This window comes from Gimesia fumaroli, assembly GCF_007754425.1.
Taxonomy (GTDB): Bacteria; Planctomycetota; Planctomycetia; order Planctomycetales; family Planctomycetaceae; genus Gimesia; species Gimesia fumaroli.
Genome location: NZ_CP037452.1, coordinates 2143781 through 2165535, shown reverse-complemented (window position 1 = coordinate 2165535; position 21755 = coordinate 2143781). Strand labels below are relative to the sequence as shown.

Annotated in this window: 12 protein-coding genes; 4 read left to right on the top strand and 8 right to left on the bottom strand. The window is 50.1% G+C overall.

Annotated features, from left to right (window positions below; all coding sequences use genetic code 11):
* Positions 1 to 287: 287 nt before the first annotated feature.
* Positions 288 to 5480, bottom strand: coding sequence for a PVC-type heme-binding CxxCH protein (locus tag Enr17x_RS08410; protein WP_145307742.1), 5193 nt, complete (start codon positions 5478 to 5480; stop codon positions 288 to 290).
* Between the two features lie 325 nt (positions 5481 to 5805).
* Here Enr17x_RS08410 and Enr17x_RS08405 point away from each other — a divergent pair, with 325 nt between their 5' ends.
* A complete protein-coding gene (locus Enr17x_RS08405; RefSeq protein ID WP_145307740.1) occupies positions 5806 to 6426 on the top strand; it encodes a GntR family transcriptional regulator in 621 nt (206 codons plus the stop codon).
* A gap of 83 nt (positions 6427 to 6509) precedes the next feature.
* Here Enr17x_RS08405 and Enr17x_RS08400 read toward each other — a convergent pair whose 3' ends face one another.
* A complete protein-coding gene (locus Enr17x_RS08400; protein ID WP_145307738.1) occupies positions 6510 to 7691 on the bottom strand; it encodes a fasciclin domain-containing protein in 1182 nt (393 codons plus the stop codon).
* Between the two features lie 254 nt (positions 7692 to 7945).
* Complete coding sequence (locus Enr17x_RS08395; RefSeq protein ID WP_145307736.1) at positions 7946 to 9745, bottom strand: sialidase family protein; 1800 nt, start codon at positions 9743 to 9745, stop codon at positions 7946 to 7948.
* A gap of 175 nt (positions 9746 to 9920) precedes the next feature.
* Between Enr17x_RS08395 and Enr17x_RS08390 the strand changes: the two genes are divergently transcribed.
* Positions 9921 to 10700: a helix-turn-helix domain-containing protein gene (locus tag Enr17x_RS08390; RefSeq protein WP_198001032.1), complete on the top strand. Its 780-nt coding sequence runs from the start codon at positions 9921 to 9923 to the stop codon at positions 10698 to 10700.
* 21 nt (positions 10701 to 10721) lie between these two features.
* Here Enr17x_RS08390 and Enr17x_RS08385 read toward each other — a convergent pair whose 3' ends face one another.
* The 5 genes from Enr17x_RS08385 to Enr17x_RS08365 all read right to left on the bottom strand — a co-directional run bounded on the left by Enr17x_RS08385 (position 10722) and on the right by Enr17x_RS08365 (position 17441).
* Complete coding sequence (locus Enr17x_RS08385) at positions 10722 to 13733, bottom strand: PVC-type heme-binding CxxCH protein (protein WP_145307732.1); 3012 nt, start codon at positions 13731 to 13733, stop codon at positions 10722 to 10724.
* 479 nt (positions 13734 to 14212) lie between these two features.
* Positions 14213 to 14884, bottom strand: a complete 672-nt coding sequence (locus tag Enr17x_RS08380) for a hypothetical protein (RefSeq protein WP_145307730.1) — start codon at positions 14882 to 14884, stop codon at positions 14213 to 14215.
* A gap of 82 nt (positions 14885 to 14966) precedes the next feature.
* On the bottom strand, positions 14967 to 15335 hold the full coding sequence (locus tag Enr17x_RS08375; protein ID WP_145307728.1) for a hypothetical protein: 369 nt from the start codon (positions 15333 to 15335) through the stop codon (positions 14967 to 14969).
* Between the two features lie 99 nt (positions 15336 to 15434).
* Positions 15435 to 15968 (bottom strand): hypothetical protein, encoded by a 534-nt coding sequence (locus Enr17x_RS08370; protein ID WP_145307726.1) that lies wholly within the window; start codon positions 15966 to 15968, stop codon positions 15435 to 15437.
* Positions 15969 to 16010: 42 nt separating this feature from the next.
* A complete protein-coding gene (locus Enr17x_RS08365) occupies positions 16011 to 17441 on the bottom strand; it encodes a sulfatase family protein (RefSeq protein ID WP_145307724.1) in 1431 nt (476 codons plus the stop codon).
* Between the two features lie 950 nt (positions 17442 to 18391).
* Between Enr17x_RS08365 and Enr17x_RS08355 the strand changes: the two genes are divergently transcribed.
* Both Enr17x_RS08355 and Enr17x_RS08350 read left to right on the top strand, forming a co-directional pair.
* Positions 18392 to 20371: a DUF1549 domain-containing protein gene (locus Enr17x_RS08355; RefSeq protein ID WP_145307721.1), complete on the top strand. Its 1980-nt coding sequence runs from the start codon at positions 18392 to 18394 to the stop codon at positions 20369 to 20371.
* Between the two features lie 84 nt (positions 20372 to 20455).
* Positions 20456 to 21745: a DUF1501 domain-containing protein gene (locus tag Enr17x_RS08350; protein ID WP_145307719.1), complete on the top strand. Its 1290-nt coding sequence runs from the start codon at positions 20456 to 20458 to the stop codon at positions 21743 to 21745.
* Positions 21746 to 21755: the final 10 nt, after the last annotated feature.

Sequence of the window (21755 nt, the reverse complement as noted above, 5' to 3'; positions counted from 1 at the left end):
TCCCTGAAAAGTGGAAACATAATTTGAATCTTCAGGTTGATCTCATCTTAACTACCCCCAATAACGGCAGAATGTTGGCGTTTACACCTTATTTCCACCGATTATTCCAAGATCGATCGAACTTTTCTTCGCTTGGATCACAGGTAATCGGTTGAGCATACAATCGGTATAACCTGCAGGAACGCAAGAATTTATCACTGCGCAACAGGCCGGGCATTAAAAAACGTATTCAGAGCGAAACGCTGTGTTTCCTGAACGGGAATGAACTCAGCTACGGGGCGAAAGATCTACTTCTGACTGGAAACACGCAAGCGAATCGTTTTCAAGTCTAATAAAGCATTGTTGATCTTTCCCTCACTGCGAATCGTAAACCTTGGTTTTCCGGCGGGGAGGTTGATAGTGCCGACTTTTCGGCTTTGATAGACGTCCCAACTCCCTGTTCCCGGCACACCCCAGGAAAGACGCTGCCCCGCCACTTCAAGTAACACCCGGTTGCCGGCTTCTTTGGGAACAGCAAATTCGAGATAGACATCGTACTTCCCGGACTGGGGAACATTCAACATCCAGACCGCGCGGTCATTTTCGCTTTGCCAGTATCCCAGGTTTTTGTACTTGTTCTCGAATTTCAGAGTATTGCCGTAAATCTCCGCAAGCTGCGGAATCAGAAAATAATCGCCGCGTAGTGCTTCGGCTTCGACCATCGCCGGCTCATTCCCGACAAATGTTTTTCGTGGCGGTTCAGCCGTATTCAGATAGGCGATCAGATTGGCCAGATCCTGGTGCGTCACATCTTTTTCAAGCCCCTCCGGCATCAAGGACTTGCCCGTACTCAACAATTCATCCAGATCATCACGCAGCAAGGTTTTCTGTTTCCCATCGTTCTGAATCAGCGTGATGCTCTCTCCACTTTCTGCAGCGAGCAGGCCATTGAAGGTCAAACCATCCACGGTGACGGCGAGATAACTGAGGTACTTACTTTCAATGGCCCGATTCGGATCCAGAATTGCCGTTAACAAGGCCCGCTCTGATTTATCTGTTAACGCAGACAGATCAGGACCAATCGGTTTGCCTTCCTTATTGAGTTGGTGACAAACGGAACATCGTTTGACAAAAATCTGATGTCCGGCTTTGGGATTCCCTTTAAGTGAAGAAATCGAAGAATATTTTTCGATCACTTTTTCTCGATTGGAATCGATGGAAGAAGCGAGCAAGGTCTTTGCTTTTTCACGCAGTTTACTGTCTTTGTGGCTCAGTAAAATTTGTCGGCTGGAGGCATCAATGTCGGAAGCCAGAATCGTTTTCTGCTCCATAGCAGTTAACACAGAATTGGCCCAAGCCTGACGACTTAACAACGCATTCAACACTTCCACACGTAAGCCAGGCCCAAAACTTTTCCAGCGTTCAAGCAACATTTCAGGCGTGCGTTGGCTGCCAAACTGCGTGAGTGACTGTACCGCCGCACTTTGGAGCTGTCGCGAGTTGCGCGGTGAAAGCATATCAGCCAGTAATTCCAGACCCTGCTCCTGCTGTTCAAATCCTCGACCAAGTAATGGTAATGCCTGCTTTCTGTTTTCGACAGACGTACTTTCGTTGCCGGCAACGGCGCGGGCTTCCTGAAACAGCAGCTTTAATTGATCCAGGGCTGTCTGCAGACGTGGATTTGCTCGCTGATAAAATTCAGGAAGCGTCTGATTCCGCCGGCTCAATGAATTGAGCAATGTCGCAACTGCCTGAAACTGCCATGATTCGAACGGTTTCCCAGCCGAACGCTGGCCTACCCTTTCATAGATTTGTGCAAGCGCCTGTTGTTGATTCGCGGAAACCGCCATCGTGATCAAAGAGTTGAAAATCTGTGTGGGCGGCTGCTTGCCGTTCAGCTCCTGAAAAAAGGCTTTCGTAAATGAATCCAGATGATTACCGACCGAGCTCAGAATGGCGGTACGCAAAAAGGCATCGTCATCATGAGCGAGCGCCATTTGTGCTAACGCCGTCCCCGCCTGCGGTGCGTTCCACTCGCCGAGAGTATAGGCCAATTGCATTTGCAGTTGTGGATCTGGATCGCTGACAAGTTGCAGTAAATGCTGCCCGATTTCCGGAGATTCGTTCAACTTTGATTCGCTGATCCGAATCGCATGGCGGCGCACGCCGGGATGCTTGTCTTTCAAAGCGGCTAACACGATTTCATTCGAAACCTGCCCCACCCCCTCCAAAACACACAACGCATGCAGGCGGGCGGTGGCAGATTTACCTTGATGCACCATTTTCCTTAATTCCGGGATGACCGCCTTATCTTTTCTGCTGACCATCAACTGATGTGCCATGTCGCGCTGTGTCCCATTCGGACTTTCCAGAACCTGTACCAACTCGGCGTTATTCAGCTGATCCAGACGGGAAACCGTACGCAGCGGCGTATTGTCGCGGACGATGCGGTAGATCCGGCCCTGATCTTTCCCGGCCCGCAGATCGAGTTTTTCCTGCATCGCTTTGGGAATCCATTGCGGATGCTCAATCACGTGTCGATACATGTCAGCGACCCACAAGCCTCCATCAGGGCCCGTGCGCGCCATGGTGGGACGGAACCAGTTATCCGTTGACGCCATGAACTCGGAACTCTGTTCGTCTCTTGCACGTTGGCTGGTGAAAGTAGTTCCTTTGGGTGAAACAACTTCCCGATGCACCAGATTGTGAACGGGCTCGCAGATAAAAGAATTACCAACAAACTCCGGTCCCAGTAATTGATCGCGATAAAAACACAAGCCACAGGCGGATGTAATGCGATTGACTTTGTTTAAATCATTAAAGCGTTTCTGAGTGCGACTGATGGGAAAGACCGTCGCCGCCCCCGGTTGAATGGAAACCTGGACTTTCGCATTCGGAGCGATCAGATTCTTATTACGTCGCAGATAATGGTCTGCCAGTGCGTAATGAAAGGCGGGGTTACTGTTGTTACTGCCAAACCAGTTGCCCCAGTCGTCCCGTTCCCGCCCGAATTGGGTTTGCCCCGACTGCGGATCCATCAAGCCGACATCAGGTCTGATCCGCAAATCACGACGGCCAAGCTTCAGTTTCTCTTTTGTCTTTGCCGAGATCAGTTCGCCGCCGGAATCTCCGTTTGCCAGATAAATCCAGTTATCGAGACCCCAGCGGAGGCCATTCACCCGATGCTGCTGATTGCCTTCACCGAAACCGGTATATAGTGATTCGTGCCGATCGGCTTTGCCATCACCGTTTGTATCTTCCGCATAAAAGACTTCCGGCGCGGTGGTCACAATCACGCCGTCCTTCCAGGCCATGACTCCCGTCGGGTAGCCTAATTTTTCCATAAACAGAGTTGATTTATCGTACTTTCCATCGCCGTTGGTGTCTTCCAGATAACGCACGCGGCCGGCGAATTCCCCTGATTCATCGACACCCAGCGGATAGTCGGCCATTTCTGCCACCCAGAGTTTTCCATCCGCACCCCAGTCAAAGGCGACCGGGTCCTGCACCAGTGGTTCTGCTGCGACCAGCTCGACATGAAAGCCCGGTTTGACTTGAATCGATTTTAAGGCCGCTTCAGGTGACTTGGGTTGTGGCCCCCCTTCTTCCAATAATTCATCAAACGATTTACCCGCAACCAGATGTTTCATCTTGGCTGTATTTTCATTTTGTACCCAGAGATGTTTTGAATGAAACCAGGCACCGTTATTAGTACCATTTCGTGAAATCGCGGGCATATCGTCGCCATCCAGACGCTGCTTCTGAAAAACTTTTTTCCATCCCTCTTTTAATGATGTGAAGAGATGCAGCGAATACCGATCCTCATTGGAAAAGAGAACATCCGCAAAACCATCTTCATTGATATCCGCGAAGCGCAAACCTGCATCGCGGCCCTGCCCATCGACGATGGTTGATTCTGCCGGGAGTGCCCGGGGAAGTTTCTGCCAGCAGGAATCGGCTTCAGACCAGGCAAAGACGGCCTGTTGAGACGGACTGGAAACGATGAGTTCACATTGGCCGTCATTGTTCAAATCTCGCAATCGGACTCCCTGATCAATGGCGTCCTTGAGTGTGAACAGAGCCGCCTTACCTGTCGGTAAGCCTGCGAGCAACCGTTTGTCTTCTACCCAACCTCCCGTTTGAAATCGCCAGGCGGAGGATTCTTCGGGCGTCAGTGTTAACAAAATCACTTCCCCATCCAATACACCAAAGCGACCGCGTGTGGCCTGATTCCCTTCGGAATCTGGTTGAGAAACCAGTCGTGTAGGGAAACCGGATTCACTCCAGGCCTGCTGCTTCGGATTCCAGATGCGGGTTTTCTGAACGCGTTCGTTGCCGATCACAACGTCCATAAAACCGTCGTTGTTCAGGTCGAGAAGTCGTACGCCATTATCAGCGCCGCTGGCACTTCGTAACGGTTGGCCTGCCAGAAGATTTTGATTCATCCGTTCGAGCACATCTTTGAACGAAAGGAACTGGACGGCCGAGCCATGTTTCTCTACGGAATGGTCAATCAGTTTGATGATCTGTTCGTTGCTGATCCAGCCATGCGGATGATAGACCAGGTTGAATGTGCCCTGTTTGACCACGGTTGCATCCAGGACGGCGGTCCAGTCCTGCACGGTCAGCGGATTGAATGGCTTTTGTCGATGCTGGGCCGACCAGTCACTGGGGGTCACGCAGGAAAATTCCCAACAGAGTCGCGAGATGGGGTATGGATAAGGATAGTCAAAAATCGTATTCACAAAGCCGCGATCGGTGGGAACGTACTTTTCAACTTTGCCCTGCCCATCGGCGTCAAGCACATATTCCTTGGGTACTTCGGGATCATTGGCCGTGAAGACATGAAAAACCGACGTGTCAATTTGTAGAAAGTTTCCCTGGGGTGAGCGGCTGTTAAAGATCTCGGTAAAAAATCGCGGGCTGACTGTATTCAATGAATCACAGCAAGGCATGCGATAGGCAACGGGCTGGCTGTTGGGAATCTCATTCAATAGATCAATACAACGATCTACGGTCCCCTTGGCTTTTTCGAAGTCGCGATCCTTTAACAGCGGGCAGGGATGGTCATAGGTATGTACGTCAATGCTCACTCCTTCTTTGATCCACTTCTGTAAATGGGAATCGTTCGGATCGACGCGGCACGTCATAATGCTCGCGCCGGCACGACCATTGATTTCTTTGAGTCGTTCCAGAATCGGTCGCAGATAGGCTTCGTATTTCTTAATGTCGCGCATGTCATCAATGGCGAGCACGCAGACGGCTTTGACATTTTTGTCGCCATACCATTGGGGGGTGATGAGCTTAGGAAATTTCTGCGAGACGTAATAGGGATCATCCTGATCGAGATAGACCAGACGGTTTCCAAAATTCGCTTTTGGTTCCGCCGCCGAGGCAAAAGGAGTAAAGCTGCCACTGACTGTCAGCAACAATAGCGCCAACGACTTTAAAACAAAGTTTGTTGAGCTACTTTCAGGGGATCGAGGAAACGAAACAGTCATCTAAATATCTCCACAGCCAAACCAGGCGAGCGCGAACAACTTCCCGGAAGTCAACATGACATCATCTCTTTTAGTCTGGCGGAAGTAATATTGCCTGTCAACTAAAGACATTCCTAATTGTATACAATTTAACCAAAAGCGATTTTCACCACCGTCAGCAACGAAAACATGTAACACTATTAATAGAATACATTAACCCAAAATGGCACTCTTTATTATTCCCAACCAGAACTGGATTCTTAGACCAATATTGTTTACAATTGTCTGAAATGGGATCAACAATAGAATCTCAGCCCTTTAGCCAGAGACAAAGAAGCGGTGCCTAATGAGTCAAACCGAGCTAGCACAGAATCAGAAGCAAGAAATTGTAGACCTGCTACGGATGGAAATCATAACAGGTCGAATTCAAGACGGTACACCGTTACGCGAAGTGAGTTTAGCCGAGCGGTTCCAGGTCAGCCGGGCGCCGATTCGAGAAGCCCTCAAACAACTGGCTCACGAGGGCATGGTGGAGTCGAAACCGAACTGTGGAGTGCGCGTGGCGCCCTCTTCTTCTGATTCGATGCAGGAGCTGGTCATCCCACTCAGGCAGACGGTCGAATCGTTTGCTTTGAAATCGATTTTTTCTGACTTGGATGAATCTGATTTCGCGGAATGGGAATCGATTCTGGATGAGATGAAAGTCGCCTGTGAAACGCATGACTATGTCCAACTCGCGGAACTGGACATCAAGTTTCATCAGTCGATTGTCGCGAAATCACCAGAACAGGGTTTGATGTCGATCTGGATCACACTCGTCTCCCGGTTGCGGCGTCACTTCCTGGAAGGATTTCAGCAGCCACACGATCCGATGAAAATTTATTATGAGCACGTCGCGATTGTGGCGATGTTTCGTACTGGAAAGCTGGAAGTTTCCATCCAGGCATTGGTTTCAAACATTGACTGAACGCGTTACTCACCTGGAAATAAAAAAGCTCCCGCAGTCTACGCCATGACCACGGGAGCTCAGAACGGAAGAGTACTTTCCATTTAGAGTGCTGACATTTGCATGTAAGCATGATCTAAGGCATGTCGCAGAGTCCATGCCTGCTGTGAAGCACAGTGCATCCTTTCAGAGTGGGTTAGTGCCTGCTTCATATTGACGCGAATTTCTTCCGGCATGTTATCCACGCTGTTCAGCATGGTTTGCATCGTTTTTTTGTATAATTTTGTTGTTTCGCCATAATGACCGTGATTATACAAATTGGCCCCGCGTGCCACTGTGTGCTTGATTTTCTCGCACGCTTCAGAGGCACTGAGTTTCTTACCATCGGGAGGCATGATCACTGTGTCGATGATGTGAATCACGCCGTTTGATGCATCGATGTCTGTTGCCAGCAACTTCGCACTATTTACTTTAGCGACACCGTTCGAAGCACTGATTTTCACCTTCTTGCCTTGTAGTGTTTTCGCTTTGCCCGCAGCCAACGCATCTTCGGAGTAAACGCGTCCTGCCACGACATGGTATTTCAGAATCGCTGCCAGCTTTTCTTTATTTTCCGGCTTCAAGAGACTGGCGACAGTACCTTCCGGAAGTTTTGCGAACGCTTCATCGGTGGGAGCAAAGACCGTAAACGGCCCTTTATTCGCAAGCACATCTGCCAGACCGGCTGCTGTTGCCGCCGCGAGGAGTGTTTTGAATTTTTCTGCTTCCAAGGCGGTGACGACGATGTTTTTATCACTGGGGAGAATCACACTGTCAATCACATGGATGATGCCGTTGGAACACTCGATGTCAACTGCTTCCACACTGGCACCGTCAACTTTGACCTTCCCGTCCTGCGTCTGAATATCGGCGCGCTGCCCATTGAGAGTCTTAGCCCCTTTTAATTTTACGACATCCTGAGAGGCGACTTTCCCCGGTACAACATGGTACGTGAGAATCGCGATGAGCTGGTCTTTGTTCTCTGGCTTCAACAAAGTTTCCACTGTACCCGCCGGCAGCTTTTTGAATGCCGCATCCGTGGGAGCGAAAACGGTGAATGGTCCTTCGCCCTTCAGGGCGTCTACGAGATCAGCGGCCCCCAATGCGGCCGCCAGTGTCTTGAAAGAACCTGCGGCGACAGCGGTATCGACAATGTCTTTTTTCTCAGCGGCATGGGTGAACGTGGCTGAAAACGAAACAGCTAATATCGTCGCGAATGCCACTGATGTCTTTAATAAGCGTTTCATCTAACGAACTCCTTCAATGAGGGGAGGTTATTAACTCAGTTTTTGAACGTTTTGAAACATGAAGTGGCCACTCAATTTTCTTTACTGTTGCAACCTTAGAATGACGGACTGCTTTGACAAGCAGACCATTTTCAAATTTCGCGAAATCAGTTTGCGCCGTATTCGCGCACTGCGATCCCGAATCTTTCGATGTGGGAATCTCAAAGACTTTAAGGGAGTTTCAGAAGAGCGCCGAAAAAAGAAAACGCTGGTTTTTACTGTTCAGAGTTTGAATCTGCAGGGACCTGCAATGATTCAATGGGCAGAATCGACAGGCCACAATCTTCCTTGCCGATGGAATACACGACGCAGAGGTTTCCATCGTGCTCATGGGCATAGGGATACGACCACTGCTTGCCTTTGGCGAAACCGGTAAAGCGGGGAGGCCCGGACTTGCCGTGACGGATCTTCCACATCCGACTCAACGTGGTTTCCCCTGGCCTGCTCACGGAAATCACCAATGCATCGCGGTTCTTCAAATTCGAAACCAGATATTCCTGTCCCGTGCTCAATTTGCCGAAGTAGGCTTTGGAACGCGGCATGGGCAAATTACTCTGCCCTGCGAGAGACCAGCTCCGGCCAAAGTCGTCGCTGGTCGCAATCCAGGCCACGCCCGCGCCGCCGCGAATAATGGCCCGCACGGTTTTCCCGTTTGCCATCACCGTGGTTTCGGCAAAGGAGGGCTTCAACTCGGGCGGAAACGGAATCAACACGGTATCCCAATGAGTAAGGTCATCTCCGTGACTGATGGCGACAACGGGCAAGCCATCTTTGTCCTGTCCGCCGGTAATCAGATTTCCGTTCTCCATGCGCACCGGTTCGTCATAAGGCCAGCAGTTCTGCATGACAATACCCTGTGACTCCCATGCATCGGTGGCTTCATTCAAAACAAACGCTTCTGCCTGCAAGCCGGGAAATCGCTTTGCCGGTTTGCCGATCCCAAACCGACTGCAGATGACCCAGAGTTTCCCCTGATGAACCAGCAATACGCCATGACTGTGGCGATCGGAGCCTTCGAAGCCCGGGCCGATTATTTCCAGATCCGACCAGGTCTTGCCGCCATCGTTCGAACGACGTCCCTGCAGTGTTTCCTCTGGACCGTTCTCATTCTTCGGACTGTTGGCCCAGTTCGCGTATAACGTTCCCTTGTAGGCGATGATGGCGGCGCCGTGCAGAAATTTATAACCGTCTTTCGTAGCACGGTGAATCGTCTGATGCGTCATTCCGGGTACGAAGGGAATTTTTTCGAAGTCAGCCGGAATCGGTGGACCGGTCCAAAGCGTCACCAGTTTCGGCACCGGTTTGACCATTCCCGGCGAGGGGATCTGTCGCCCCCCCTGCATAATCAGGTCATCAACATAATACCAGGCATCCGGTGCCAAACGTTTGCCAGACACAAGTGCGATGCCTGCGATATCCAGATTGGTACGATATGTGTGGAGTGTGCCTGTGGGCTTTTTCGGTAAAGAGAGCGTTCCCGGTTTGGACAACCAGAAATCAATTCCCGGTTGCTTCGCATCAAAGACCATCTTCAGGCGATGCCACACGGGATGGTCCGCATCGGTTGATGGCTTTACATTGCGCGAAATCACTTGCCAGGTTTTAGTGCGTCCGTCGTACTGCTGCAACGAACCATTCTGAATACACAGATTAAACTGGCTGGCATCCTGTCCCTTTGGCTCGAAGGACCAGAGATTCAACGAACGCCCTTTGCCCGGCGAAAACGCAAACGAAAGTTCAATAAGAACTCGCTGCTGTGTTTTAGAAAACTCAAACGCGAGCGCGGTCAGCCTTCCGGAATCCGAACGCACTGCTTTGAGGCACCGAGATGACTGCTTCGCGCCCAATCCCACCACCTTGACGTCGGGTTTCGAACCGGGAAGAAATGCCGTCCCGCCCTGAGGCGGTTCTCCGACGGACTCCGTTTCAAAATCACGTTGCAGGAGCAGCTTCTGCTCTGCAAATCCGGTCAGCGGGATCAGTAACCAGACGAGAATTATCAAGATCGGTTTCATCAGAGATTCCTTAGCGCGTTCATTCAATGGATGTAGACTCTCATTCTACTTAAACTCAGTTTCACAAGCAGTCCCGGGAACCATCCATTTTACTTTCTGTGCAAACGGATACAATATTGTATAGATGCAGTTTGGCGCGCGAATTCACATAGGACGTATTCGAAAAACAGAGACAATGAATCAGACACCAATGAAATCCGTAACCAGACTGCGTGCGACGCTGGAAAGTTTTGCCGCGCGTTATGCAGCAGAAAACGTACAGCAAGGCAGCGATCCCCAGAAGTTACTCAAGCGGTTTCAAAAACTGCAAACCGCATCCGAAAAAGGAGATTATCGCCGCTTTACCAATGATGACCGGGGGCTGCATCAGGCAATCATCGAACTGGCTGATGTACCGGGTTTAGCTCAGTCGTGGCAGGCCGCGTTTGAGGCACAGAATGCGTTCCGCATTAAAACGATCAAAGAATGCTGGCCCGATCTTTCGGTTTTATTTGAATCACATCGACCGCTGGTAGATGCGATTGTCGCCGGCAGTGTGGAAGAAGCGGAAGAGGAAGCGTTGACTCATCTGGATGCCATCTGGTTTCGGCTGGCTGATGCCACCCACGACCAATCTCTGCCTCGCGATCCCTTATCCCGCGCCTGTGCGTATCTGGCGTTTCATTTCCATGAATCGATTCGACTTCCGGAACTGGCAAAGCAGATCGCCGGATGCAGTCCAGGCCATCTGGCGCGTCTGTTCCGCGACACATTGGGGCTGGGATTCAGCGACTATCTGATTGAACTGCGTATACAGAAAGCAGCGAATCTGCTGCGACAATCGAATCGTCCCATCCACGAGATTGCCGCGCGGGTCGGCTATGCCGATCCTTCCCGATTTACCATTCATTTTCGCCGCCGCTTCGGACAGACGCCGAGCGAATTTCGCCGAGGGTTCGTGCGAATTGTGACCTGACTCGCTTTCTCAGAAAATCGACTATTTAGTCGCATTCAGATAAGCGAGCAGGTCGGCCATTTCCTGTTTGTTGATCTGCTTTTCAAGTCCTTCGGGCATGAAGGAGAGCTTCGAACTGATCATTTCATCAATGTCAATGCGGAGCACCGTATCCTGTGTTCCATCGGCGCGGGCGATGGTGATGCTGTTCGCATTTTCTTCTTTGATCAGTCCCGTAATCGTTCTGCCTTGCGTGGTGACGAGCAGATAGGTCACATACTGTGGCTTCACTTCCCGGTTCGGGTCGAGAATATTGAGCAGAACCGCTTCCGTGCCGCGATCCTTGATGGCTTTCAAGTCGGCACCGAGTTGCACGCCGACATTCTCCAGACGGTGGCAGGCAGAGCAGGCTCTCTTAAACACCAGCTTGCCGTTCGCGGGATCTCCCTTGAGTTTGAGCGCGGCCTGATATTCTTTGACGATATCGGAGCGCCCCGTTAATCGCTGATTATGAAACAGGGCATCGGCCCGTTTTTTGATTTTGCTGTCCGGATTGGTCTTTAACAACTGGACCCGTTCGGGGCTGATATCGCCGGGGTTAATCTTGCCTGCCTTGATCGAATCGAGCAAACTCACCATCCAGGGCTTACGGGAAAACAGAGTTTCGACCGCACTCATTCTCAGCTGCGGACTGAAGCCCGGCCAGGACTCAATGAGCAGTGCGGCAACTCGAGGATCGTTGACCAGCCCCAGCGTTGTGATGGCGCGCTGGCGGATTGGCAGAGGCTGCTGAACGGTAAGCAGTTCTTCGAAGACATCCCCGGTATCGTCAAATTTCCCAATGCTCAATGTCGGAATGGCATCCACGCGGGCTTTTACAGGCAGTTTGGCATTGGTAGCCTGCTGAATCGCGGTTTGCATCATTCCTTTGAGTAGCTTCGCCGTATGTTCGCTGGACGATTGGGCGATCACCGTTTTCGTGGTTCCCGATGCGCGAGAGAGCAAATTGCGGAATAAAATTTCGGCCAGTTTCTGATCTGCTGCCGGCAACGATTTCAGAGACGCCAGGAGATTCTTTACGTTCTCTGAATCCTTCTGCGCTCCTATCTGCACTGCCAACGAGATAAGAAATGCCTGAGCCGGTTTCTGCTTGAGTAACGTTGGATTCTTCGCCAGGAGTTCAAAGACTTCACCGGCTCCCTCGTTCAGAGAACTCTGAACGGCCATGCGCATCCATTTGTTATCCACATGGCGTGTCAGCAGATCAGCGAGTGCCTGACTGCGTGCTGAGGATTCAAAAGCGCCCAGTGAAAAAGCGGCCTGATACTGGACTTCCAGCGATGGATCACTGGCCAGTGCCAGCATCTGTTTCTGAATATTAGCTGAGTTTGCATACTGCTCTGCGATCTGCAAGGCCTGTTTTCTGACTTGAAAATTCTCGTCCTTGAGCCCTTTGAGCAGCGTCCCCTCATCGAGTGATTTTGTCCCTTGCAGCGACCAGAGTGCGGTTGCCCGGGTAATCGGCTTGCCGGATTTTCTTGCCAGTTGAATTAAATCATTGCTGACGGAGGTATCCTGACGTTCGAACAACAGACGCTGGGCAGTATCGCGAGTCCAGCCGTTATCGCTTTCCAATAACGCGACCAGTTCTTTTGAGGAAAGTGTTTCGAAATCGGGCAGTGTCGGCTGTTGGAAGCCTTTGGGAACGATGCGATAGATGCGCCCCATTTCCTGACCGCCAATCGGATCGATGTGTTTCAGAATGTCTTCCGGGATGAAGGGCGCGCCTTCGATGAGCTCGCGGTACATGTCGAGAACGTACAACGCGCCGTCGGGTCCGTTTTCAAACTGGACCGGTCGAAACCAGACATCGGTCGAGGCCAGAAATTCCGCATCCTGATCGGCACGCGGTGCGACGAGAGACAATCCGTCGGGTTTCGGCGCGGCGCGATAGACCAGATTATTGGCGGGCTCGCCCACAAAAATGTTGCCTTGAAATTCTAAAGGCCAGGCATCGCCCCGATAAACGGTGACCCCAGTGGCCGCCGTGAAGTAACCGGATGGGTTCCCTTTTTCATAATCCCCTTTCGCACTCTGGGCACGCAATCGCGTTCGCAGAATGCGCCAGGGTTCAATCTGACTGATGCGGAGCAGTTTTGTAAATTTGCCGCCGGGAGCAATGGAAACCGGGGCTGCCGGCGGTGCCAGATAGGGATTGCGGGCGATATAACGGTCATCGTACATCAGCACCTGCATGGGAACGCCGTTCGAACAAACGAAGTTGCGATTCCAGATCCCCAGGCTCATTCCATGCTGACCGCCGCCTGTAGTAAGTTCAATCGTACGGGTTTCGGGATCGAGAATGACGCCGCGCCCCCGGGTGTTGTACGTTTTTTTCTCCTTGTCGGCGGCAACAGTAATCACACCCCCATCGGTGCCTGTGGAAAAATGAATCTTGTTATCGAGTCCCCAGCGGAACGAATTGATCATGCCTTCGTCCCCTTTATCGCGTCCGAAGCCGGTCATCACGATTTCGCGGACATCGGCTTTGCGGTCGCCGTCCGTGTCTTTGCAGTAATAGACATAAGGGGGTGCGCCGACAAAGACGCCCCCTTTATAACTGATCACGGCGGTCGGCAATGTCATATCGGTCAGGAAGGGATAACTCTTGTCAAACTTACCGTCGCCGTTGGTATCTTCGAAGAGTTTGACCGAACTGTAGCCCTCTTTGTTGGCATCGTTGTACTCGGGCATTTCGATGACGTAGGCACGCCCGCGCTCATCAAAGCACATGGCGACCGGATCACGGACCAATGGTTCCGACGCAACGAGTTCGATCTGAAAATCATCGTGCAGTTTGAACGACTTCAGTGCTTCGGCCGGCGTCCGTGGCAAGATGCGGGGCATCTCGGACGAATAATCGACCTTGGGTTTCGCATCTTCCGTTTTATCAGCTGAAATTGCACTCACTGTCAGACTGATCAGGAATACTGAAAAAACAGCAGTGAGTATGATCGTCCATCGAAGCGGTTTCAAAGAGGAGTACAGCGGCATGAAAGGGTCCTGTTGAGGTCTCAGGTGGGATTGATAAAGGGCGATTTGGCACGCCGGAATAAATTAATTTAATTTATTATAGAGATCGATTGAGGGGAGAATGAAGCACGAGAGGGGAAAAGTGATCGAAAAAAGCGAAATCGGCGACGCATCAGTGCTGATTGATTTCATCTGCCTTAGGCGGCCCCGAATATAATTCGGGGTTGTTGCAAACAACAGGAGGTCACAATACCATCGTTTGAGAAAGGTATTTCTGATGGACATGGACTTTGACTCGGCGCCTTCATGTTATTGCAAGCTGGCACTGGAACATCCTGCTCGCTGCGCTCGGCCCGAATGCAATTCGGGCTTACCCATGAATCGCCATTAAGAGGGGACGAGATACCAAGTCCCGTTTTTATGACTGACAGTAACAACCAGGCTGAACAGGATTGGTTCTGCCCTCTTATTGATCATCAATAAAAATTAAGAAACACTAACTAGTCACAGAGGTTGTGGCAGACTTGGAAACTCACCATACCAATTAAGTTTCCAGACGCTCGCGAAACGCCGACTGCAAATACGATGACATACTCCCGATACTCAGAGCCATCATACACCTTTGGTTTGGCATGTATCTGAACGTAGTAGAGATGATTTTCGAGCACAGCAGCGCGGAGAGAGGCATGACATCCCCTAGACTGCTCGTCGCGCAGTCTCCATTCTGGGTCGTTGATGTTGTCATCCAGTTCATATTGATCCTTTTCATCTTTTGCGAAGAGGCATTGCTCCTGGGGGTCAGAATGGATCTCGTCATTTTTCGTGCGAGGATGGTAGCCGGGGAATGGGATATTGACCACATCAAGTGATTTAATGTGCTCACTCTCAAAGCATGACGCTCGCAGCAGCTCAAGAACACGTCGTGCTGTAGGGAGTCTGGTCTGTACCGGAGTTGTAACTGCTAGAAAAGGGGAAACGCTGGGAGTAATTGCACCATACCATACCTCTATCTCAGGTAAGCTTTTCAGAAATTTGACATCATCTCCAGATTCATCCACCTTTTCGCAATCGTCTGTAAAGACTGCGATACCAGAGCGAAGAACGAGGGGCTGATCCAGCGGATAAGTATCAACATCAGATCCGAAATGGAAGAGAGTTTCGTCTTGTGACATTTTTTCTATCTTTAGCGAGGTATATTTACTTGAGAATAAAAAGGTCCCGTTAACCTAAGAGATCTGTCTCCTTTTTCTATCCTCATAATATAAAGTAGACCGGCATAGTTCTGTCCCTGGCACCGATTAATAATTCCCTGAATGCATTCAGGAACTGCTTCACAGGGCTTGTTGCCAGATTCTGAAATTCATTATCAATCAGGGAAATGATAGAGTTCAATTTCTCAGGTTCGATTACTTCTTCCTCATAATCATCGATTATGCATCCACATAAGCTGTTGATTTTCCGAAATACTCCCAACTCCCAGATTGAATAGAATGCAGCATCGTCATTCAAAGAAATAATATCAACTAGAATTGGATGCTGGATAAACCAGGCATTCAATTGTAATTGTGCCTCTTTATTCCTTGGGGATAAAATTCCGCGGCGATAATAATGTGGTAACTGCATTTAAGAATTCCCTAAAGAAAAGAGGCTGGGCTCATCACTCACAGAGTCCTGCCCTTTTTAAACCTTTTTCTATCACGCTTTTACTGATCAGTCGCATGTTTATATGAGTGGTGTCAATCCAGGGGGGAGATCATCATAGTTTTGCTTTTCGTACCCATCAGGATAAACAGCTTCAAGCAACTCATTAATGACATCATCATAGGTTTGATAAGGAACTCGTGCGTGATGAATTCCTTCTGGATAATTGTCATATGAGAAATGAGGATTTTGCGACAGTGTCCATTTAAAATGCACTTCCGAAGTATTCTCGGTACAATAATAGACACATAGAAAATCGTCGAATGACTCGTTTAGACTCCAGTCATCGATATCTACCAACTCCCAGAACTCTGGAACCCTGGACTCATCAGCAAACAGAGTACTCGCCCCACGAGGCCGATCTCTCAAGAAAACTAAAACATATATCGCGCTGCCCCAAAAAGAAACGTCTTCAATCTTCCCCAGGTATTTGTCATGCAACCATAAGCGTAACCCACCCAATCGGCGGGATGAATTCTTGTGTTTTGCCAAGTCTTCCAAATCCAATTCGTATTCAACTGCAAATACTGACGGATTTCCAATAATAGTTCTCATTCACTTTACCTTGCAGAGAAAAGCTACAAAGGGGCGTGCCGTTTACTCCGTTAATCGTTTCAACTCAGCCTGCAGCATTTTGATGGTTTGCTTTCGTTTGGGGTTGTCGATTTCGTTGTCGAATTTATAAGGATCGTTCTGGACATCGTACAGCTCGTCCATCCCTTCCAGCTCGTTAAATTGAATGTACTTCCAGCGCGGCGTGCGGACGGCTTTGTAGCCCATCTTAACTAGACGGGGAAACACGGTATCGCTGTTGTATTCAATCAGAAACGACTGCCGCCAGTCTGTCGGATGTTCTCCCTTTAATAACGGAACCAGGCTGACGCCATCCAGCTTGCGGTCGGCTTTGACGTGTGCCAGATCCAGAATGGTCGGCGCGAGATCAACGCTGACGGCGAATTCATCAATCAGCGTGCCCGCTTTGACAAGTGGGGGATAACGCACCAGCAGCGGTACACGAATGCCTTCTTCATAAGGGAGACGCCGTTCGACACTCAAACCATGCTCGCCGTACCAGTAGCCGTGATCGCTGGTAAAGACAAACACGGTGTTGTCGAGCTGGTTTTGCTGTTCCAACAGGTCACATAACTGGCCCACTCCTTCGTCGATGCCGGCCAGCATTCGCAGGCGATCCCGAATGACTTCGTCGCTGGTGCCTGTTTGCTGACTGAGAGGAGGCAGTCCGGGAACGGTGCGTTTGAGTGCGCGTTTGCCTTCCAGAGAATCGACGACATTCAATCGACGCGGGATGGCATCGTTCGTGTATAAGTTCTCATGCCGTTTGGCGGGCATGAACTTCGCTGCAGAGGGGTCGGTGATGCTGCCATCGTCGCGCTGGGTCAATTCCGGGTGCAGCGCCTTGTGGGCGATATAGAGGCAGAAAGGTTTGTCCCTTTTCTGTTTCACGAATTCATTGACTTTCCGGTTGAGGACATCGGTCGTATGTCCCTGCTGCGGGATGCGCTCGCCATTGATATTCAAGACCGGATCAAAGGAGGTCCCCTGCCCTTTCATGCTGACCCAGTAATCGAAACCGGGACGGGCGGTATCGTCGTTGCCCATATGCCACTTGCCGACATAGCCGGTTTCGTAACCGGCGCGCTGCAGATCCTGCGGGAACGTCTTCAGTGTATGACTGTGTTGGCTGCGATTGATGTTATCAAAGATGCCGTGATTGTGAGTATACAGGCCAGTGAGCAGGCAGGCCCGGACGGGAGAACAGAGAGGTGTTGAGCAAAACGCATTGCGAAAGCGCGCCCCTTCCCGGGCGATGCGATCGATGTGGGGCGTGCGGACAAAAGGATGTCCCATGCAGCCCAGTTCATCCCAGCGGAGATCATCGACCAGCACAACCACGATATTGGGTCGCTGTGTTTTCTCGTTCGCGAAGGACAAACTCAACGGTGTGAAAGAAATCAGACAAAACCAGACCAGCGTCTGCATCACGATGAAGCGGGGAAAAGAATTCACGAAAACTGCTCCTGGTTGTTGAATGAAGTTTCAAGTCTGAGCACGCTGACGAAATTGAAGAAGCTTCACTGTACCAGACTGCCCGGCTGAATCAAGTAAGAGTGACAACAGACATCCCCCATTCACTTCTCTCTCTGCACCGGTGCCCGATTTTCATTCAGGACGCACAGCAGGCCATCGAGTAGAATGTCTGAGCCGGGATGACGCCTTTTTTCAAAAGAGCGAGTGCACAATTTCGTTGCAATCAAGAGTTAAACCGAGGAGTTCAATTCTGATGAGGTTACTGATGCTGATTCTGTTCCGTTTTATTTATTTTCTCAGCGATGCTTTGCGAGAGGTTGATCTTCACGAACGGCGTGATTCAGTCAAGCGCCATCAGTTGCTCAAACGCGACGAACAGATGCTGAATCAGCACCGACCAAGTGCCGATATGCGTTCGAAGTGTGTCGAACGACATAACTTTGACAGTGAAGGTCCAACATGTATGCAAACTGACCAGATACTGAACTGCGTCAAACCAGAGGGTTTTATAGTGATAACATCATCAGGTGAAAAAGGAATCAACTGAAGAAAGTGTTTTCTCGCGCGCGACGCATAAGAGGCGTAGCTTAGAAAACATCACGGCTGTGTCAAGAACTGAAAATTATTCACAAATAAACAATGAGATTCAGGAAAGAAGAGAGGTGTTATATGGTATCAGGTATTTCTGAATGATTCATAGCACTTGAATCAGTTGAAACGGAGTTCACTCCCCTTGTGAACAGTTACTTTTTGTACCCTGTCTGTTTCAATAAATCCAAACTCTTAAGAAAAAATTAATCGAGTTTGCATTAGTTATTCCTGATCTGTTTTGTGTAGAATAAATGATACGAGGCCAGATCATAATCTTTGTTATAGTCTGGTGTTCGGTCATATCTGATTACTCAAGGAACGACTGAGGGAGTTATTGCATGTCAGGAAAACAGGTCAGTTGCCCGGGTGGACTTACGCGGCACTGGAAGTTGTATGGAAGTTGTGCTGTCGTTTTAACGTTTCTCATTTTTTCAAGCCTGCCCGATTCTGAAGCGGCACCGCGCAGAAGAGCAGCGAAAAAAGCGGCACCGAAAAAAGAAGAGCCCTTGCCTCCCCGGTTCATGGTGAAATCCAAACCGGTCAGCCCCATCAAACTTGCGACGGCACTCAAATCAGCCGAAAAAATCGATAAACTGGTCGAAGCCAATTATTCCAAATACAAAGTCAAACCCAACCCGCTGGCGACCGACGAACAATTCCTGCGTCGCGTCTATCTCGATATCACAGGAACGATTCCCACCTATCGGGAAACGCGTTACTTCCTGGCATCGCGTCATCCAGATAAACGCAAGCGTTTGATTGACCGTTTGCTCGACAGCGATGGTTATGCCAGCCACAACTTCAACTACTGGGCTGATGTCTTTCGTTACACGGATCGCCTGAATAACAATGTGGACGGTTCCCCTTATCGACAGTGGATTAAACAGTCTCTGGCTGAAAATAAGCCGTGGGACAAAATGGTCGAAGAGATGATCACCGCCGAAGGACTGATCTGGGAAAACCCTGCCACCGGATATCTGCAACGCGATTCCGGCATGCCACTGGATAATATGAACAACACCGTGCGGATCTTCCTGGGAACTCGGATTGGCTGTGCTCAGTGCCACGATCATCCGTTCGATCGCTGGAAGCAAAAAGAATTCTACCAGATGGCAGCGTTTACATTCGGTTCCTCAACCCGCGCCAGTGGTCGTGACAAACGCTTCTATACCGGCGAAGACCCGAACCGACGTCTGCGAAAAGAATATCAGGAAATGGGTCAGGAAGAAAAAGACCGACGCCGCAATCAGGGGCGATTCAACCGGATGATCCGGGTGAATATGATGGTCGTCAACGATCAGGCAAATCGCAAGATTCGGCTGCCTCATGACTATGCCTATACCGATGCGAAACCGAAATCGGTCGTGGAACCGAAAACAATTTTCGGGAAACCGGCTGATATCAAAAAAGGGGAAGCTCCCCGCCAGGCATTTGCCCGCTGGATGGTCTCCAAAGACAATCCCCGGTTTGCTTTGACGATTTCCAATCGACTCTGGAAACAGGTCTTCGGGCGTGGTCAAATTGAACCAGTCGATGACATGATGGATCATACTGTCGCGGAAAACCCTGAATTAATGAAGTATCTCGAATCCGAGATGAAACGTCTCAATTTCGATATGAAGGAATATTTGCGAATTCTGTATAATACGAAAACCTATCAGCGAGAAGCATCCACAACCGATGTTTCTTTAAGCGAACAGTATCATTTTCCAGGTCCGGTACTGCGTCGGATGACGGCAGAGCAAGCCTGGGATTCGTTTTTAACCCTGGCTGTGGTTGATCCGGATGAATATCGGGAATTGCCTTCAGATCTCAAGTCGGAAATTATCGCAGTCGACTTGAATACGGCGACCGCTGAAGAAGTTCTGGAAGCAGATGTAAAGAAGCGGGCAGAGATCGACAAAACGCGTTACAAACGGGAAAAGAAATATAAGTACAAAGGCCAGTTGCTGGCGCGTGCTTCGGAACTTCCTTCCCCGGTCTCTCCTAGCCACTTCCTGCGAACGTTTGGTCAATCGGATCGTGAGCTGATCTCTGCTTCTTCTGATTCCGGTTCGGTGCCACAAATCCTGTTTATGTTCAACGGACCAGTGACACACATGATGCTGGAAAAAGGCTCGACGATTTACAACAACGTGATCGAACAGAAAACGATTAAGGACGGCGTTGATGTCATTTTCATGACGATTTTAAGTCGGCGTCCCGATAGCGAAGAATCCAAAATTGCCATGGATGAAATCGAAAAGAACGGACCGGCCGGTTACGGAAACGTGATCTGGTCTCTCGTAAATACACGCGAGTTCCTGTTCATTCAATAGTTTGCAAAACCTGAAGTCCCGGCAAACCAGCCGGGACCTTATTTAATTACAATGAATTCCATTTCAATATAAAAGGCACAGTAAATGCGAGATCTCCTTTCAAAACTCGACGGAGTGGGTCGGCGACAGTTTCTTGAATATGCCGCGAAATCAGCGTTGGGAGTCAGTGTGCTTCCGACCTTCAACCAAATGGTAGAAGCGGCGCCTACGAAAGCCAAAGGTGGCAAAGCCAAACGGCTGATCTACCTGTATATGGCCGGTGCAATGTCACACCTGGATACGTTTGACCTGAAGCCGGGCCATAAAAATCAGGGGGAAACCAAGGCCATCAAAACCAGTGTGCCTGGTGCGAAAATCAGTGAATTCCTGCCGACACTGGCAGAAGAATTCGACAAGATGGCGGTGATCAACTCCATGTATACAGAAACCGGCGCTCATGGCCCGGGTGAATACATGATGCGAACCAGCTATAAGAAAATCGCAACCACCCGTCATCCATCTATGGGCCCCTGGATTCAACGTTTCAAAGGACGTCAGAATCAAAACCTGCCCGACACCGTTCTTATTAGTGCGCCCGCCCGACACCCGAGTGCCGGATTCCTGGATCCTTCTTTCAGTCCGCTGCCGATTGGCGACCCCAATCGCGGTCTGGAGAATACCAAGTCTCCCGCTTACATGTCTGACACGTCATTCGAAAAGCGAATTGATCTGATCAATAAATTTGATCGAAAGTTTCAGAACAAATTCAAGACGAAAGATGTCCTGGCTTACACGGACTTCTATTCACAAGCCACCAGCCTGCTCTCCAGTGAAGAGCTTAAAGCTTTTGACTTGAATGAAGAGAAACCGGAAGACCGCGATAAGTATGGTCGAAACTCCTTCGGCCAGGGTTGTATGCTGGCACGCCGTCTGGTGGAGAATGATGTGCGCTGCGTGGAAGTCACGTTTGGCGGCTGGGATATGCATCGTGATATTTATGAAGATCGCACCCTTCCCACACGGGCAGGAATCCTGGATAAGGCATTAGGCAATCTGCTGAAAGACTTAGCGGCGCTGGGCCTATTGGATGAGACACTTGTCGTCCTCACGACCGAATTCGGTCGTACTCCTGTGATCAACCAGAACGCAGGCCGAGACCATCACCCCGGTGTCTTCTCTGCCGCCTTAATGGGTGGCGGAATTAAAGGAGGCCAGTTCTATGGTAAATCTGATGAGGGTGGTCAGAGTGTTGATGAAAACGGCGTCTTACCTGCCGACTTCAATGCGACGATTGCGACGGCACTCAACCTGCCACTCGATAAAGAAATCTTCTCACCCGACGGTCGCCCCTTCAAAGTAGCCCACGATGGAGAAGCTGTCACCAAGCTGTTGTAAGAACGGTTGA